The organism is Pseudomonas sp. C9D1, assembly GCF_056491235.1.
Genome location: NZ_JBSZIE010000002.1, coordinates 178,192 through 192,121, shown reverse-complemented (window position 1 = coordinate 192,121; position 13,930 = coordinate 178,192). Strand labels below are relative to the sequence as shown.

The window sequence follows — 13,930 nt, the reverse complement described above, 5'->3', positions numbered from 1 at the left end:
ATGGTGTGCCCGGTCTCGGGTTCATGGCTGCTTCAATGTCGGGGATTTACCCCTCAACTTTCCACGTCGGTGCATTGCACAAGCCTTACCGACGATGAGCAGTATGAAACTGCCATATCCCAACCATCCGGGTGATTACATTTCTGTAAGGTAGATGACTTCAGCAGTTGGTGTGCTCTGCTTGCTCGGTTGGACTGCTGGCTACAGGAGCCTCAACTTTCTGCTGCTGGGCCACCCGGTAGGCCTCCAGAGACGTCTGGCGTGCCTGCTCCATGCGCGCGAAGGTTCGGTCAGCACCACCTTCAGCCATTGCCAAGCTGGAGATGCTCAGAGCAGTAACTACAAGCAGAGCTTTGATCGATTTCATTTTGGGTATTCCTCGTAAGTTAAGTGGTCCCTGCAACTGCAGAGGCCGAGCTTTAGGCTCGATGTCACGTTAACTAAGAGGGCCTGTCAGCAACCTGAGCCGAACATTACAGTTCTGTCAGGTTGCTATTTCTTTCTTGTAGCCCATCCAGAAGGCTCGGTACTGTCTTTCATGCCCTCATAAAGCCTTGCGAATTTCTTGAGAGGGCATGCTCGGCAGCGATGCCTAAGCTACTCAGGGTCATTCGCACCCGCGGATAAGACCACCAACAATTAAGAGAGATTGTCACTATGTCGAATAAATCCAACGTCGCTACCGGTGCCGCTCTGGCTCTCGTGGCCGCCAGCCTGTTTGCTACCCTGCCTGTCCAGGCCGCCCAGGACACCAAAGCAGCTGAAGTGAAGTGCTTCGGCGTCAACGGTTGCAAGGGCCAGAACGACTGCATGACCGCCAAAAATGCCTGCAAAGGCCAGGGAGAATGCAAAGGCCAGGGCTTCAAGCTGATGACTCAGGCCAAGTGCGATGAGGCCGGTGGCAAGACCAGCGAATAATGCCGTTGCGGGGAGTGCCTGCCACTCCCCTGCTGGAGTCTTGAATGAGTAAGCGCAAAACACTGGGTTTCGGTCTTGGCCTTCGCAGTGAGTATTACCAGCAGATTCTTGAACAGCGACCTGCGGTCGACTGGTTTGAGATCATTTCCGAGAATTACCTGGTGGGAGGCGGCAAGGCTCTCTACTTCCTCGATGCGATCGGCGAGCACTACCCCCTGGTGATGCACGGGGTGTCTCTTTCGATTGGCGGCTCACATGCCTTGGACATCGACTACCTACGACAGCTCAAGCAACTGGCAGATCGGGTGCAGCCTCAGTGGGTGTCTGATCACTTGTGCTGGAGTCGAGGCAACGCCCATCAACTTCACGATCTGCTGCCGCTGCCGTTTACCCAGGAGAGCCTGCTGCATGTCGCGGCCCGGGTGCGCCTGGTGCAGGATGTTTTGGAGCGTCCCATCGTGCTGGAGAACGTTTCCTCCTACGTGCAGTGGACAACATCCAGCATGAGCGAGTCTCAGTTCCTCTCGGAGCTCAGTTACCTGACCGGGTGCGAGCTGCTTCTCGACGTGAACAACGTCTACGTCAGCTCGCGAAACCAGGGTTTCGACCCTTGGCAGTTCATCATGGAGTTGCCGCACGAGCGGATTCGGCAAATTCACCTGGCCGGGCACAGCGATTACGGGCAATACCTCATCGACACCCATGATCAGCCCATCGCTGATCCGGTTTGGTCTCTATACAGCAAGACGTTGAGCTACTTGGGCCCGACATCGACCTTGATCGAGCGGGATGACCAGTTTCCGCCGCTGGAGGAGCTGCTGTCCGAATTAGCACATGCCCGTGCTATCGCCAAAGCTGTGATATCGGGGGCCATCCCTTGAGCCTGATCGCCGTACAGACTGCATTTGAAACTTACCTGACAGGTGACAGTGCCCTGCCCTCCAACGAACTTTTGGAGCAGATCCGAGGTAGCACAGCGCTGAGTGCTCTCGAAGGCCTGCAGATCTACCACAATGCTTACCGTTCGCGCCTGCTTGCGGTATTGCGAGAAGACTTCCCTGCCCTGCTTCACTGGATCGGCAACGAATCATTCGAGCAGCTCGCACTGGCCTACTTGGCCGCCTGGCCACCACGACATTTCAGCATTCGCTGGCTGGGCGAGAAGCTGCCCGAGTTCATTGGCAGCTACGTCGAAGAACCCCAACTATCGCCGATGCGCGAACTCGCGGAGCTGGAGTGGGCATTTACACTGGCCTTCGACGCTCAGGATGTCGACACGCTTTCGCTGGAGACCATGAGTGAATTTTCGGCTGAAGACTGGATTTCACTAAGGGTTTCCCTGACTGCATCTGCCCGATGGTTGCAGCTGCAGTACAACACGCTGGAGTTGTGGAAAGCCGCCAAGTCCGGCAGCTTGCTGCCTGAAATTACCCGCCTACCAACGAACCTAGCCTGTCTTGTTTGGCGTCATGAACTCGTCTGCCAGTACCGGAGCCTGGAGCCAGCGGAGGCTTCTGCATTGCAGTTTCTCATCGAGGGCGGATCGTTCGCTGAACTCTGCGAGTCGTTGAGCGCCACGCATGGCGAGCAAGCTCCCTTGCAAGCCGCGACCTGGTTGAAGTTGTGGGTCAACGACGGTTTGCTAAAGCGCGGCCAGCTATTACACGAATGACCCGGAACCTTTAGGCTAGCGCTCTCTCTTTGGCCACTCCGAGCGCTTCTATGACTCACCGCATCATTCATTTCAAACAGCAAGCCTTGCTTGACCCGGAGACCTATCAGGCAATGCTGGCCGACGGCGTTGGTCACTGGGAGCGGCTTGCAGGAGAAGTCGTCGGCATAGAAGACGAAAAAAGCCACGAGTTCGCTGCATTGAAAAGCCTGTTCAAGCGCAAGCGGTACTCCTATGACACGCTGGAAATGCGCGAGCCAGGCGATCACTCAAACTGGCTTCGCGGCCGAGATGGTTCAGAAGGTATGACCAACGAGGTCACCAGTATCCCAGGGCTAAAAGAGCTCTCAGAACTGGAGATTTAGTGGGATAGCAGGTCAGCGCTCAAGCGCTGACCTGGGCCGAATAGCCAAGCTCCTGGATGAGTTCGCGGATCGATTCGGCACTTTCTGTGCTCTCAACGGTGACCTTGCCGGCCGCTCGATCCACTTCTACTCGTGCATCCTGATCCAGAGCTTGAATGGCCTTCGTGATTTTGCTCACGCAACTGCCACAGCCCATCCCCGCAACACTCAGACTAAACATGTCTTTCACCTCATTTCGTCCGCGGCTCAAGTTACCGCACGGACAGCATCGACCTTGACACGATGGCAAGGTCAAGTGTGCAAACGCCACAATAAGGCCCTGCCGTTGGCCAGTGGTATGGGAGCCTAGCCGATGTCCGTTGATTTCAATCTCAGAGCATTGAAGACCACCGACGCAGAGCTGACGCTCATCGCCAGCGCAGCAATCAAGGGCGACAGAAGATGCCCCGTGAGCGGGTACAGTAGCCCCGCTGCTAGCGGGATTCCCATCGCGTTGTAGAGGAACGCAAAGGCGAGGTTCTGCCTCATGTTCTTCACGGTCGCCACTGACAGGGTACGGGCTCGCAGGATGCCCATCAGATCTCCTTTGACCAGCGTCACTTGGGCACTGTTCATCGCCACATCGGTGCCCGTGCCCATGGCGATACCTACCTCAGACCTGGCCAGGGCGGGCGCATCGTTGATGCCGTCACCCGCCATGGCGACACGACGGCCATAGCCCTGCAAATCGGCGACGAGTTTCTCCTTATCCTGCGGTTTGACCTCACCATGCACTTCCTCGATTCCGAGCTGTTTCGCCACGGCCCTTGCTGTGGTGAGGCCATCACCAGTGGCCATGATGACCTTCACGTCTTCGCTTTGAAGCCTGGAGACAGCCTGTTGAGAAGTAGGCTTGATTGGATCGGAAACGGCCAGGAGTCCCGCCAGGCGGTCATCAGCGGCCAAATAAATAATGCTGATGCCCTCCAGACGCAGTTGTTCGGCGCGATTACGCAGCGGGGTAATGTCGACACCAGCCTCGTCCATCAGCGCGGTGTTGCCGAGCTGCAGTTGATGGCCATCGACTTGACCGCGCACACCAATACCCGAGCCAGACTCGAAAGTGTCCGGCTTGACCAGTGCAATGCCTTGACCACGCGCATGATCGACGATGGCATGAGCCAGCGGGTGCTCACTACCCTGGTCGAGACTGGCAGCCAGGCGCAGCACTTCGTTGGAGTCGTAACCGCCAGTCCCTTCCGCGCTATGGAATACCGGACGCCCTTCGGTCAGAGTTCCCGTCTTGTCAACGATGAGCGTGTCGATCTTGCATAGATTCTCGATGGCGCTGGCATCGCGGAACAACACACCGCTGCTTGCGGCCTTGCCGGTTGCGACCATGACGGACATCGGGGTTGCCAGACCCAGGGCGCAGGGACAGGCAATGATCAGCACCGCCACCGCATTGATCAGGCCAAATACCCAGCCTGGTTCCGGCCCAAATAGCCCCCACCCGAAGAACGTAAGGACCGCGATCAGGATCACCCCGACCACGAAATACCCAGCCACCGCATCAGCCATACGCTGCATGGGGGCCTTGGAGCGCTGGGCCTTGGCCACCATCTGCACGATCTGCGACAGCATAGTTTCGGCACCGACTTTCTGCGCCTCCATCACTAGGCTGCCGTGGGTGTTCAGGGTGGCACCGATAAGGGCATCGCCTATCCGCTTGGTAACCGGTACTGGCTCGCCGGTGAGCATCGACTCGTCGACTGCGCTCTCACCCTCCAGCACAGTACCATCTACAGGAACCTTCTCGCCTGGCCGGACACGCAGATGATCGCCCTGATGGACATGAGTCAGAGGAATGTCCTCTTCTACTCCATCGGGCCTGATGCGGCGCGCTGTCTTTGGCGCCAGTCCCAGCAGCGATTTGATTGCTGCGGACGTCTGCGAGCGAGCCTTTAGTTCGAGCATTTGGCCCAACAGCGTGAGTGAGATAATCACCGCGGCTGCTTCAAAATAGACGCCGATACGTCCGTCCTGAACAAAGGCCGCCGGAAACCACTGCGGAACCAAGGTAGCGGCCAAACTGTAGAAGTAGGCAGCAGCCGTTCCCAAACCGATCAGCGTCCACATGTTGGGACTGCGGTGCCGGATGGAGTCAATGCCGCGGACGAAGAACACCCAGCCACCCCATAGCGTCACGGGCGTCGCCAGAGCCAGCTCAACCCAGTTCTGGGTCGTGCCATGAAACAGTTGCAAGGAATGACCAGCCATCGCCAGCACGGTCACGATGACGGTCAGTGGTAGGCTCCACCAGAACCGCCGTGAGAAGTCCTTCAGCTCCGGGTTTTCCTCCTCTTCCAGTTCCGGGATGACAGGCTCCAGCGTCATGCCGCAGATCGGGCAGTTGCCAGGGGACGGTTGGCGAATCTCAGGATGCATCGGGCAGGTGTATGCGGCTCCTTCTGGTGCCGATATCGGGGGCTGACTCGTATGCTGATGTGCTTCATGAGACGAGTTGCCCATGTACAAGTGGGGATCAACTTGAAACTTCTCCAGGCATTTGGCACTGCAGAATCGGTAGGTCTTCCCTTCAACGCTCTCGCGATATGGGCTATCAGATTTCACCTCCATGCCACACACAGGATCGCGTTGACTTTCCGGTTGACCGTGCGAGTTGTGCCCATGTCCGTGATCGTGGCAGGAGGAATTTCGCATGTGATTTATTTCCTATCTTCGTCCTTAGAAACCGTGGCACCGCTAGCGTGGGAGTGCCCGCCATGATTGTGGCCAAACAGGTGCATAAGCGGGCATAGCAGCAGGATGAGGTATGGCAGGGCCTGCGAGATGTGACCGTAATGCTCGCGTGCCACATAGAAGATGCCGATTACGGCCAGCATGATCAGCGCAATGCCAATCTTGCTCTTCCAAAAAGGCGGTTCAGTGGTACTGGTGTGATGGGTATGGTCCATGACAATAGCCTCGTTTCAATGGCAGCTGGATCAGCATAGGTGTCCCAGACTGGGCGGAGTTGACGAGTATCAATAGACGTCAGCGTACGATCACCTTACCGACCATTCCCGACTGATAATGTCCTGGAATATTGCAAGCGAACTCCAGTTCGGTGGCGGCGGAGAAGGTCCAGATCAACTCTTCGCGTGCTCCAGGTCCGACAAGAACACTGTTGGGGTCATCGTGTTCCATACCAACCATCTTCATGCCGCCCATGGCATGGCCCATATTGCTCATGTCATGCGCACCCGTTGGGGACAGCGTGCCGTTCTGAAACATCGCAGCCATCTCTTTCTGATGTGCGGCATGGGATGCCGCTTTGCCAAGATTGAATTCGTGTAGCAGTGCACCGTCATTTTTCAGTACGAAGCGAACCGTCTCGCCTGCTTTGATCTCCATAGCTTTAGGTTCGAAGAAGATGTCCCCCATCCGTACTTCGATGGTGCGATCTACAGCCTGACTGTCTCCCGGTTGCCCGATGCTGTCTTTATTGTGGCCCGGGCTGGCCTGCGCATTGGCAGCACTGAGCAGCAAACCAAAGGCGGTGATAATGAAAGCGGGTCTGAGTTTCATGGTGTGCCTCTGGGGTATTGAGGAGGGATGAGTCCCGATTCTAATGAAGTGCAGTTGGCGGTACGCTGACGTGAAAATTACATCGCGGTAAGGTTCGTCCAATCGGTGCTACCCAGCTCGCGGCCGACGAGTAGCACCGGTGCTGGGCTAACGCAGAGCAAACTCACCGACCATTCCCGCCTGGTAATGCCCGGGCAATGTACAGGCGAAGCTCAAACTACCCGCCTGAGGGAAGGTCCACACGAACTCTTTGGTTGTGCCGGGCTCGACGAGAACAGCATTCGGATCGTCATGCTTGGCTTTGATGACTTCCGGATAGCCTGGAGGGTTGGAGTCTCCCGTGCCATAACGCTCATGCCAGACAATGCGTTCGGCCATGCCGGTCGGTGTCAATGTGCCGTCCTTGAACAAGGACGCCATCTTGCGCTGGTGCTCCAGCTGGGAAGCTGCTTGCCCGATGTTGAACTCGTGCATCAACGCGCCCTCGTTCTTCAAAACGAAGCGCACGGTTTCACCCGGTTTCACATCGATCGCTTTCTGGCTGTAGCTGATGTCGTCCATCTTCACGAAGATGGTACGAGTTGCTGGCGTCGCCTGGGTCTGCTGCCCAATGCCATTGCTACTGCCGCCGGTCTCGGCAAATGCCGGAAAAGTGGTGCTGATAAACAAAGTGCTGATCAGCAGCTTAAGGGGTATGCGGTTCATGGTGAGACCTCGTGATGGACGCTGGAAATCTCATGTTATTCCCCACTTGCTGCCAGGCCGCTGACCCCAAAACTACAATTGCGTCAGCTGGGAAAAAGCACGGCGCCTTAGAGGCGCCGCTAGGCCAAAGGAGCAATCACGAAAGGCCTGGAAGATGGGGGAAATCTTTACTGATGGCATTCCTTGTCGGCCATCATCAGCTTGTGCTCTCGAATCATTTGACCCAGCACGTCGTCTACGAGCTTGTCATGCTTTTCCATCCAGGCCAGATGCTCTTCGGTGGACATACCCGGAGCAGGATGTTCGTCGTGTAGCTGACCCATAATGTTTTCGAGCATTTTCATGTGCTCCTGCATGTGCACATGTCGCTCGCTGGCTGGGGCCTTCTCCGCCTGGATCAGCACAGCTTCTGCTTTGTCGCGCATCTGCTGGATGCGTTCGAATACTCGATCGCTGCCCCCTTCGGCCCAAGCCATAGAAGACAGCAGTAGCGAACCAACCAGAAATAAAGGTTTCAGCGATTTCATGGGGCAGTCTCCATCAGTGCAAACTATGGCCGGCACCTCTGTTTTTGGTCTGTCGAGGGCCGAGAGCACAACCCAGTGCTCATGCTTGCACCCTAGACAAGCCACCCTGTCAGTCACCTGAAGCCAGAATTACATTTTCGTAAGCTTCTGGTTGGGGGCGCGGTTTGCCTGCAAACTCAGGCCACCCGATTTTTGGAGTCTGCTCGCATGAAATTACTGGTAGCTGAAGATGAACCCAAAACCGGTGCATACCTGCAGCAAGGCCTCAGTGAAGCAGGCTTCAATGTCGACCGGGTTATGACCGGTACAGATGCTCTACAGCACGCGCTCAGTGAATCCTATGACCTCCTGATCCTGGATGTGATGATGCCTGGGCTGGACGGGTGGGAAGTGCTGCGCATGGTGCGCGCCGCCGGAAAAGACGTCCCAGTGCTTTTCCTGACCGCACGCGATGGTGTGGAGGATCGCGTTAAAGGGTTGGAACTGGGCGCGGATGACTACCTGATCAAGCCATTTGCTTTCTCAGAGCTTCTGGCCAGGGTCAGAACGCTGCTGCGCCGAGGCAATGGCTCACCCACGCAAACCACCATGAAAATTGCCGATCTGGAAGTCGATCTGATGAAACGGCGCGCTGTCCGGGGTGGGAAAAGAATTGACCTGACGGCGAAGGAGTTTTCACTGCTGGAACTGCTACTGCGCCGGCGCGGCGAAGTGCTCCCGAAATCGCTGATTGCTTCGCAGGTTTGGGACATGAACTTCGACAGCGACACCAACGTCATTGAGGTCGCTGTACGTCGGCTGCGCGCCAAGATCGATGACGATTTCGATCTCAAGCTGATCCATACCGCCCGCGGCATGGGGTACATGATGGATGCGCCGGAGTGAATATGAAGCACCTCTCGCTGACCGCTCGGATGAGCTTGATGTTCATGTCCGCGGTGATTGCCGTCCTGACAGTAGCGGGGCTGAGCTTCAACATGCTCAGCCAGCACCACTTTAAGATGCTGGACCGGCAGGCCCTGGTGGAAAAACTCGAATCAGCCAAACACATTCTCAACAACGCTCGCAGCGGAGCTAACCTCTCCGAGGAGTTACCGCAGTTGCGAGCCTTACTGGGGGCGCATCAGGATCTGGCCGCAACCATCCTGGCCAGCGACGGCGCAGTGCTCTTTTCCGACCCCAGAGCAGTCGAAGTGCCGGGACGCTTCAGGCGTGCCGATGAGCAGAGCATGTGGGAGTGGCAGAAAGACGAGCACATGTACCGGGGCATGACGGCTCAAATCTCTGTGACTGACCAACCCGAACCGCTTACAGCTCTGCTGATTCTCGATGTCACCAATCACACGCACTTTTTCGACACGCTGCAGCGATGGTTCTGGATTGGATTGGTCATCAGTGCCTTGGTCAGTGCGGCGCTTGGCTGGGTGGTTGCTCGCAGTGGTCTTAGGCCCCTGCGGCAAGTCACTGATGTAGCCTCCGGGATGTCCGCTCGCTCGTTACAGGAACGAATCCCTCTAGAACCAGTGCCGCGGGAACTTCAGCAACTGGTTCTATCCTTCAATGCGATGTTGGCTCGGCTAGAGGATGCCTTCGTTAGGCTCTCCAATTTTTCGGCCGACATTGCCCACGAGCTACGCACGCCCGTTAGCAACCTGATGACCCACACCGAGGTCGTGCTGAGCAAGAAACGCGATATCAATGCCTATGAAGAGAATCTGTACTCGAACCTGGAGGACCTGAAGCGCATGTCTCGCATGATCGATGACATGCTGTTCTTGGCCAAGGCTGATAATGGCCTGATCATCCCAGAGCAGGCCAGGATCGAACTGGCCGACGTAGTCTTCAAACTGTTCGACTACTACCACCTCCTGGCAGAAGAGCGCGACATTGAACTATCGCTCACAGGGAAAGGCCAAGTGCTAGGAGATCGGCTGATGCTTGATCGAGCGCTGTCCAACTTGCTGTCCAATGCGCTGCGTTACACGCCGGCGGGAAAGACAATTTCGGTTCTGATCCGCCAGACAGCGGACTCAACTATCTTCAGCATCGAGAACCCAGGTAACACAATCAGCTCGGAGCATCTAGAGAAGCTCTTCGACCGCTTTTACCGGGTCGACCCTGCTCGACGCGAAGGTAGCCCAAGCAACGCCGGGCTCGGACTTGCCATCACCCGATCCATAAGCGAGGCTCACAAAGGCCGCATTTGGTGCACTTCAGCGGCTGGCCTCACGGGCTTTCACATCGAATTCCCCCATCCCAGTTGATGTCGGTCTGCCGGTAAGTAGTCTACAGCCGACGGCGAGCCCAACTTGACAGAGCGAGCTCAGGTGCAATTCGACCGAGCGCAGATGGCTTTCGCCATCCAGGCAGGCAATGAGCGGTGAGCTGACACTAGAGCCCACCATTCGCTCTCGGGTTGTAGTAGTTTATGAAGCTTTGAAACGGCATCACCTACGCTTGCCTTGCCTTGCCTTGCCTTGCCCAGCCGATCCAATGCTCGAATGGCATCCCCCGCTCCAGTAGCGCCAAGAGCCATCAGCCATCTAGGCGCATGCCGAATCGATACGGTGGTCTTGCCAACCTGAAGCACCCTAGAACGTCCGGTGGTTAGGAAGACATACCGAACAGGAACCTGTGTTGTCAGCCCCCATATATTGGCGACGCTAGCCCCAGTGGCGACTGTCAGCTCACCTTGCACATTTGCCAATGAGCGGACGATCATCTCCGGTGCCGGTGTGCGCGCCGAACCGAGTTTCGACTGCAGCAACATAAAAGCCCCGAGCAACACGAAACAGCTTTCCACCGTCGACCAGGCGAGAGAGCCCTCGCTGCACAACATGACGAGATCCCTGGTGCACGAATCTGCCAGGTGTCAGAACTTCGCCTTCTGGAAGCTGTTGAATAATGTCTAGGATTTTCTCGGGAAGAGCCTTCATTGGCCGGCCAAATGCAGTGAGTGGCCCCTACCGAGAACCGAGAAAGCCTGCGCCCATCTTATGCGGGACAGATCATCGAACAATAGACCTGGCGCTTGGCTCCGTCCTGTGAGTACTGGCAGTCCCTGTGCGAGTAGGTCTGGCCTGATGCCGTTTTGAAGTCGTAGCCCAAGACTCGTTCGTCTGGATCATAGACCCTTACCAGCTCGGTCAGCCTCTCCATTGTCCAATCATTGGACCCATTTATCCTTGCGGGCAGCACAACCTGGACTGCCTCGACTAGCGTCCCCTCGGCGCGCTTTTCTAGCATGTGTTCCAGCTCTTCCTCAGTCGGAATCAGAAGCATCGTCCGCCATGAGGTGGTCTTCCGGCGGCGATTGATCACCACGTAAAACCAAGGGCGATGCTCCTCGAGCTCGACGAATCGCCACATTTGGAAGTCATTTCCAAACAACGGCGGATACGCGATTTCAGCGCGCTTGTACGTGAGAAACATCAGCACACCCCTTTTTAAGCTATATATAGCATAGCCCAAGAGACGCTAAAAAGGCTTCATCGTTCCTTTTGCGAGACAGCAAATGGAACTCAATGAAGCGCTTGGTCTGGTGATCAAGAATCTGAGAAATTTGAAGGATCTCCCCCAGGAAGGACTGGGCCCCAGCCAGAGCTATATCAGTGCAATCGAGCGCGGCAAGTGGAAGCCATCGATTGAAAAGGTTGAGCAGATTGCCGAGGTTGTCGGCATTCATCCTTTGACACTGCTGGTTCTGGCGTACCAACGGCAGACGCCTGGACTGAAGCCAGATGAGCTGCTGAAAAAGATCCAGCGAGAAATCATGAGCCTTAAGAACGGCCTGTCACCTGAGTAGGTAGCCGAACCAACGCTGGAAGGCCCCCAGGTTATCGAGCGCCTTGTACACCACCGAAAAGCCGATGATGGCGTCGATCACGTAGGGGCTGATGCTGATATTGCTCAGCACCCCGAACAGCAGGGTGATCGAGTGGCCGAGCGCGAACAGCGTGACGTACAGCCCCACGTCTTTCAGGCGGTAGAGGAAGAAGATCACCCCGAACAGGAACAGCAGATGGTCGTAGCCGGTGATCATGTGCTTGGCGCCCATGTACACGAACGGCATCAGCAGCACGCCGCTGCTTTCTTGGATGAAACCCTTGTCGCCTTCGGGCACGCCATGGGCGAGCGCCTCGGGCATGCCTATCAGCAGTAGAACGAAAGCCAGCAGGGGCAATAGAAACGGTCGACGCAGGGCGCCGTGACCGCAAAATGATAGCGATTGCATAAAGAGATCCTGAGTTGATGAGGTCTGGGCCACGAGGGCCAGAGTCAGAACACCCGTCAGGATCTTGGAGGGCGCTCTATGCGCGTGCGGGGGCCGTGGGCCAGCCGCTGGTCATAGGCAAACGCGGGCTGCCCTGCGGACACACGCCTAGGCGCTGGCAGCCAGGCGCTCAGGTGCGGCGTTTCATGCACATGATCGGCCATCAGCGATGAGTTCTGGTGGTCTCCCCACAGCTGGAAATCCTGCCCGAACGAATCGTCGTGACTGTGCGGATGGTCGTCGTAATTCGCTTGCGCAGCCGATCCATTGCCAGCGGCATAGCCCGCCAGCGCATGTCCCGTCCACAGCAATAGCGACAGCAGTGCCAGGACAGAAAGGGATCGACAGGTAGCGATTTGGATCAGCATCGACGGACTGATTACGACTCGACAGGGGAAAGCGTCTGGTTTGACGCATCCCCTCGGGGGGGATAGGATGCGACGGCAATTATCCTTGCATGAGACTCGGCGATGAGCAAGCACGAACACGAACATCAGCACCAAAGTCATAAGGAAATCATCAAAAGGTTGAAGCGTGCCGAGGGCCACCTGCGCAGCATCGTTGGCATGATCGAGGACGGCCGCGCCTGCGTGGACATTGCCCAGCAACTGCATGCGGTCGAGAAAGCGGTGTGCCAGGCCAAACGCACGCTGATCCAGGATCACATCGATCACTGCCTGGAACATACGGTCGGCGCCCTTACCAACGGTGAGCGGGCGCCACTGGAAGAGTTCAAGCAGATCACCAAGTACCTTTGAGCACCCTGCCATGTCGTCCTTCGCCGAAATTCTCCAGCAAGGGGCCTCGCAGGCCTGGCTGTATGTCCCCACCGCCATTCTGCTGGGCGCGCTGCATGGCCTGGAGCCCGGACACTCGAAGACTATGATGGCCGCCTTCATCGTGGCCATTCGTGGCACGGTGCGCCAAGCCATGCTGCTCGGTCTAGCCGCCACCGCCTCGCACACCGCCGTGGTCTGGCTGGTTGCCATCGGCGGCATGTACCTCGGGCAGAACCTCGACGCCCAGACCACCGAGCCTTACTTCCAGCTCGCTTCAGCGGTGCTGATCATCGCCATCGCCCTGTGGATGCTCTGGCGTACTTGGCGCGGCGAGCAGATGTGGCGTTTCGAGCAGGGCGATGATCACCATCACGCGCATGACCACACGCACGATGAAAGCCGACGCATCGACACCGGGCATGGGCGTATCGAGCTGTCGATCTTCGAGGAAGGTGTAGCGCCGCGCTGGCGGCTGCACACCCTCAGCGGCCACCCGTGGCAAGCCGCCGATGTCGGCCTGCAGACCACCCGCGAGGACGGCAGCATGCGCCGCTTCGCCTTTGCCCAACGTGACGGCTATCTGGAATCCGTGGATGAAATTCCCGAGCCGCACGCATTCAATGTGCGCCTGAGCCTCGGCCATGGCGGCCACTCCCACGACTACGACCTGGAGTTCCACGAGCATGAGCATGACCACACGCATGCTGAGCTGGAAGGTTTGGAGCTGTCTCTGGAGGGTTACCAGGACGCCCACGAACGGGCTCACGCCAACGACATCCGGCGCCGTTTCGCCAGCCGCAACGTCAGCACTGGCCAGGTCATTCTGTTCGGCCTGACGGGTGGGCTGATCCCCTGCCCGGCGGCCATCACCGTGCTGCTGCTCTGCCTGCAGGTCAAGGAAGTCACCCTGGGCGCCGTACTGGTGCTCTGCTTCAGCATCGGCCTGGCCTTGACCCTGGTCACCGTAGGCGTCGCCGCGGCCATCGGCACTCGCCATGCGTCCAACCGCTGGCCCTGGCTGGGCGTGGTGGCGCGCCGCGCGCCCTACCTGTCGAGCCTGCTGATCATCGGCGTGGGCATCTATGTCGGCCTGCACGGCTGGGCCGGGCTGAACGCCTGAG

The 13,930-nt window shown here is 57.4% G+C and carries 20 protein-coding genes and 1 pseudogene; 9 read left to right on the top strand and 12 right to left on the bottom strand.

Going from position 1 to position 13,930, the window contains the following annotated elements:
* Positions 1-160 precede the first annotated feature (160 nt).
* Complete coding sequence (locus tag ACXI0U_RS09320) at positions 161-367, bottom strand: co-regulatory protein PtrA N-terminal domain-containing protein (protein ID WP_003139535.1); 207 nt, start codon at positions 365-367, stop codon at positions 161-163.
* A gap of 290 nt (positions 368-657) precedes the next feature.
* Between ACXI0U_RS09320 and bufA2 the strand changes: the two genes are divergently transcribed.
* From bufA2 to ACXI0U_RS09300, 4 genes are read left to right on the top strand one after another with little or no spacing between them, the layout of a single operon-like run.
* The gene (gene bufA2 / locus ACXI0U_RS09315) at positions 658-918 is read left to right on the top strand and encodes a BufA2 family periplasmic bufferin-type metallophore (RefSeq protein ID WP_004577564.1); all 261 of its coding nucleotides are present in this window, start codon (positions 658-660) and stop codon (positions 916-918) included.
* Positions 919-962: 44 nt separating this feature from the next.
* Positions 963-1,799, top strand: coding sequence for an MNIO family bufferin maturase (bufB, locus tag ACXI0U_RS09310; protein ID WP_043242877.1), 837 nt, complete (start codon positions 963-965; stop codon positions 1,797-1,799).
* Positions 1,796-2,590: an HvfC/BufC family peptide modification chaperone gene (locus tag ACXI0U_RS09305; protein ID WP_479550104.1), complete on the top strand. Its 795-nt coding sequence runs from the start codon at positions 1,796-1,798 to the stop codon at positions 2,588-2,590. Before bufB ends, ACXI0U_RS09305 begins: the two co-directional genes overlap by 4 nt.
* Positions 2,591-2,640: 50 nt before the next feature.
* Positions 2,641-2,955, top strand: coding sequence for a hypothetical protein (locus ACXI0U_RS09300; protein WP_004374672.1), 315 nt, complete (start codon positions 2,641-2,643; stop codon positions 2,953-2,955).
* Positions 2,956-2,974: 19 nt separating this feature from the next.
* On the opposite strand, the gene ACXI0U_RS09295 is transcribed toward ACXI0U_RS09300, so the two are convergent.
* From ACXI0U_RS09295 to ACXI0U_RS09270, 6 genes are all read right to left on the bottom strand, one after another.
* Positions 2,975-3,175: a heavy-metal-associated domain-containing protein gene (locus ACXI0U_RS09295; RefSeq protein ID WP_003246756.1), complete on the bottom strand. Its 201-nt coding sequence runs from the start codon at positions 3,173-3,175 to the stop codon at positions 2,975-2,977.
* Positions 3,176-3,300: 125 nt separating this feature from the next.
* Entirely contained in the window at positions 3,301-5,658 is a 2,358-nt protein-coding gene (locus ACXI0U_RS09290) for a heavy metal translocating P-type ATPase (RefSeq protein WP_179573115.1), read from the bottom strand.
* Between the two features lie 5 nt (positions 5,659-5,663).
* A complete protein-coding gene (locus ACXI0U_RS09285) occupies positions 5,664-5,912 on the bottom strand; it encodes a DUF2933 domain-containing protein (protein ID WP_129482714.1) in 249 nt (82 codons plus the stop codon).
* Between the two features lie 79 nt (positions 5,913-5,991).
* Positions 5,992-6,525 carry a cupredoxin domain-containing protein gene (locus ACXI0U_RS09280; protein ID WP_179573116.1) on the bottom strand — a complete coding sequence of 178 codons (534 nt, stop codon included), beginning with the start codon at positions 6,523-6,525 and terminating at the stop codon, positions 5,992-5,994.
* 147 nt (positions 6,526-6,672) lie between these two features.
* Positions 6,673-7,230 (bottom strand): cupredoxin domain-containing protein, encoded by a 558-nt coding sequence (locus tag ACXI0U_RS09275; RefSeq protein WP_479550103.1) that lies wholly within the window; start codon positions 7,228-7,230, stop codon positions 6,673-6,675.
* 167 nt (positions 7,231-7,397) lie between these two features.
* Positions 7,398-7,757 carry a co-regulatory protein PtrA N-terminal domain-containing protein gene (locus ACXI0U_RS09270; RefSeq protein ID WP_179573118.1) on the bottom strand — a complete coding sequence of 120 codons (360 nt, stop codon included), beginning with the start codon at positions 7,755-7,757 and terminating at the stop codon, positions 7,398-7,400.
* A gap of 207 nt (positions 7,758-7,964) precedes the next feature.
* Here ACXI0U_RS09270 and ACXI0U_RS09265 point away from each other — a divergent pair, with 207 nt between their 5' ends.
* Positions 7,965-8,642, top strand: a complete 678-nt coding sequence (locus ACXI0U_RS09265) for a heavy metal response regulator transcription factor (protein WP_179573119.1) — start codon at positions 7,965-7,967, stop codon at positions 8,640-8,642.
* A gap of 2 nt (positions 8,643-8,644) precedes the next feature.
* Entirely contained in the window at positions 8,645-10,021 is a 1,377-nt protein-coding gene (locus ACXI0U_RS09260) for a heavy metal sensor histidine kinase (protein WP_179573120.1), read from the top strand.
* A 59-nt stretch (positions 10,022-10,080) separates the two neighbouring features.
* Here ACXI0U_RS09260 and ACXI0U_RS09255 read toward each other — a convergent pair whose 3' ends face one another.
* The 3 genes from ACXI0U_RS09255 to ACXI0U_RS09245 are packed head-to-tail and all read right to left on the bottom strand — an operon-like array spanning position 10,081 to position 11,189.
* Positions 10,081-10,479 (bottom strand): DUF6088 family protein, encoded by a 399-nt coding sequence (locus ACXI0U_RS09255; RefSeq protein ID WP_479550102.1) that lies wholly within the window; start codon positions 10,477-10,479, stop codon positions 10,081-10,083.
* Complete coding sequence (locus ACXI0U_RS09250) at positions 10,445-10,693, bottom strand: DUF6088 family protein (RefSeq protein WP_479550101.1); 249 nt, start codon at positions 10,691-10,693, stop codon at positions 10,445-10,447. Before ACXI0U_RS09250 ends, ACXI0U_RS09255 begins: the two co-directional genes overlap by 35 nt.
* 58 nt (positions 10,694-10,751) lie before the next feature.
* On the bottom strand, positions 10,752-11,189 hold the full coding sequence (locus tag ACXI0U_RS09245) for a hypothetical protein (RefSeq protein WP_197738837.1): 438 nt from the start codon (positions 11,187-11,189) through the stop codon (positions 10,752-10,754).
* Between the two features lie 82 nt (positions 11,190-11,271).
* Between ACXI0U_RS09245 and ACXI0U_RS09240 the strand changes: the two genes are divergently transcribed.
* Complete coding sequence (locus ACXI0U_RS09240) at positions 11,272-11,562, top strand: helix-turn-helix domain-containing protein (RefSeq protein ID WP_150609654.1); 291 nt, start codon at positions 11,272-11,274, stop codon at positions 11,560-11,562.
* Here ACXI0U_RS09240 and ACXI0U_RS09235 read toward each other — a convergent pair.
* Positions 11,563-11,991, bottom strand: a pseudogene (locus tag ACXI0U_RS09235) (HupE/UreJ family protein); the annotation flags it as partial. It abuts the gene before it with no gap.
* A 56-nt stretch (positions 11,992-12,047) separates the two neighbouring features.
* Positions 12,048-12,398 (bottom strand): hypothetical protein, encoded by a 351-nt coding sequence (locus tag ACXI0U_RS09230; protein WP_150609656.1) that lies wholly within the window; start codon positions 12,396-12,398, stop codon positions 12,048-12,050.
* A 102-nt stretch (positions 12,399-12,500) separates the two neighbouring features.
* Here ACXI0U_RS09230 and ACXI0U_RS09225 point away from each other — a divergent pair, with 102 nt between their 5' ends.
* Together ACXI0U_RS09225 and ACXI0U_RS09220 are read left to right on the top strand one after the other, a co-directional pair.
* Positions 12,501-12,788, top strand: a complete 288-nt coding sequence (locus tag ACXI0U_RS09225; protein WP_003116626.1) for a metal-sensing transcriptional repressor — start codon at positions 12,501-12,503, stop codon at positions 12,786-12,788.
* A gap of 10 nt (positions 12,789-12,798) precedes the next feature.
* Positions 12,799-13,929 carry a nickel/cobalt efflux protein RcnA gene (locus ACXI0U_RS09220; protein ID WP_150609658.1) on the top strand — a complete coding sequence of 377 codons (1,131 nt, stop codon included), beginning with the start codon at positions 12,799-12,801 and terminating at the stop codon, positions 13,927-13,929.
* Position 13,930: the final 1 nt, after the last annotated feature.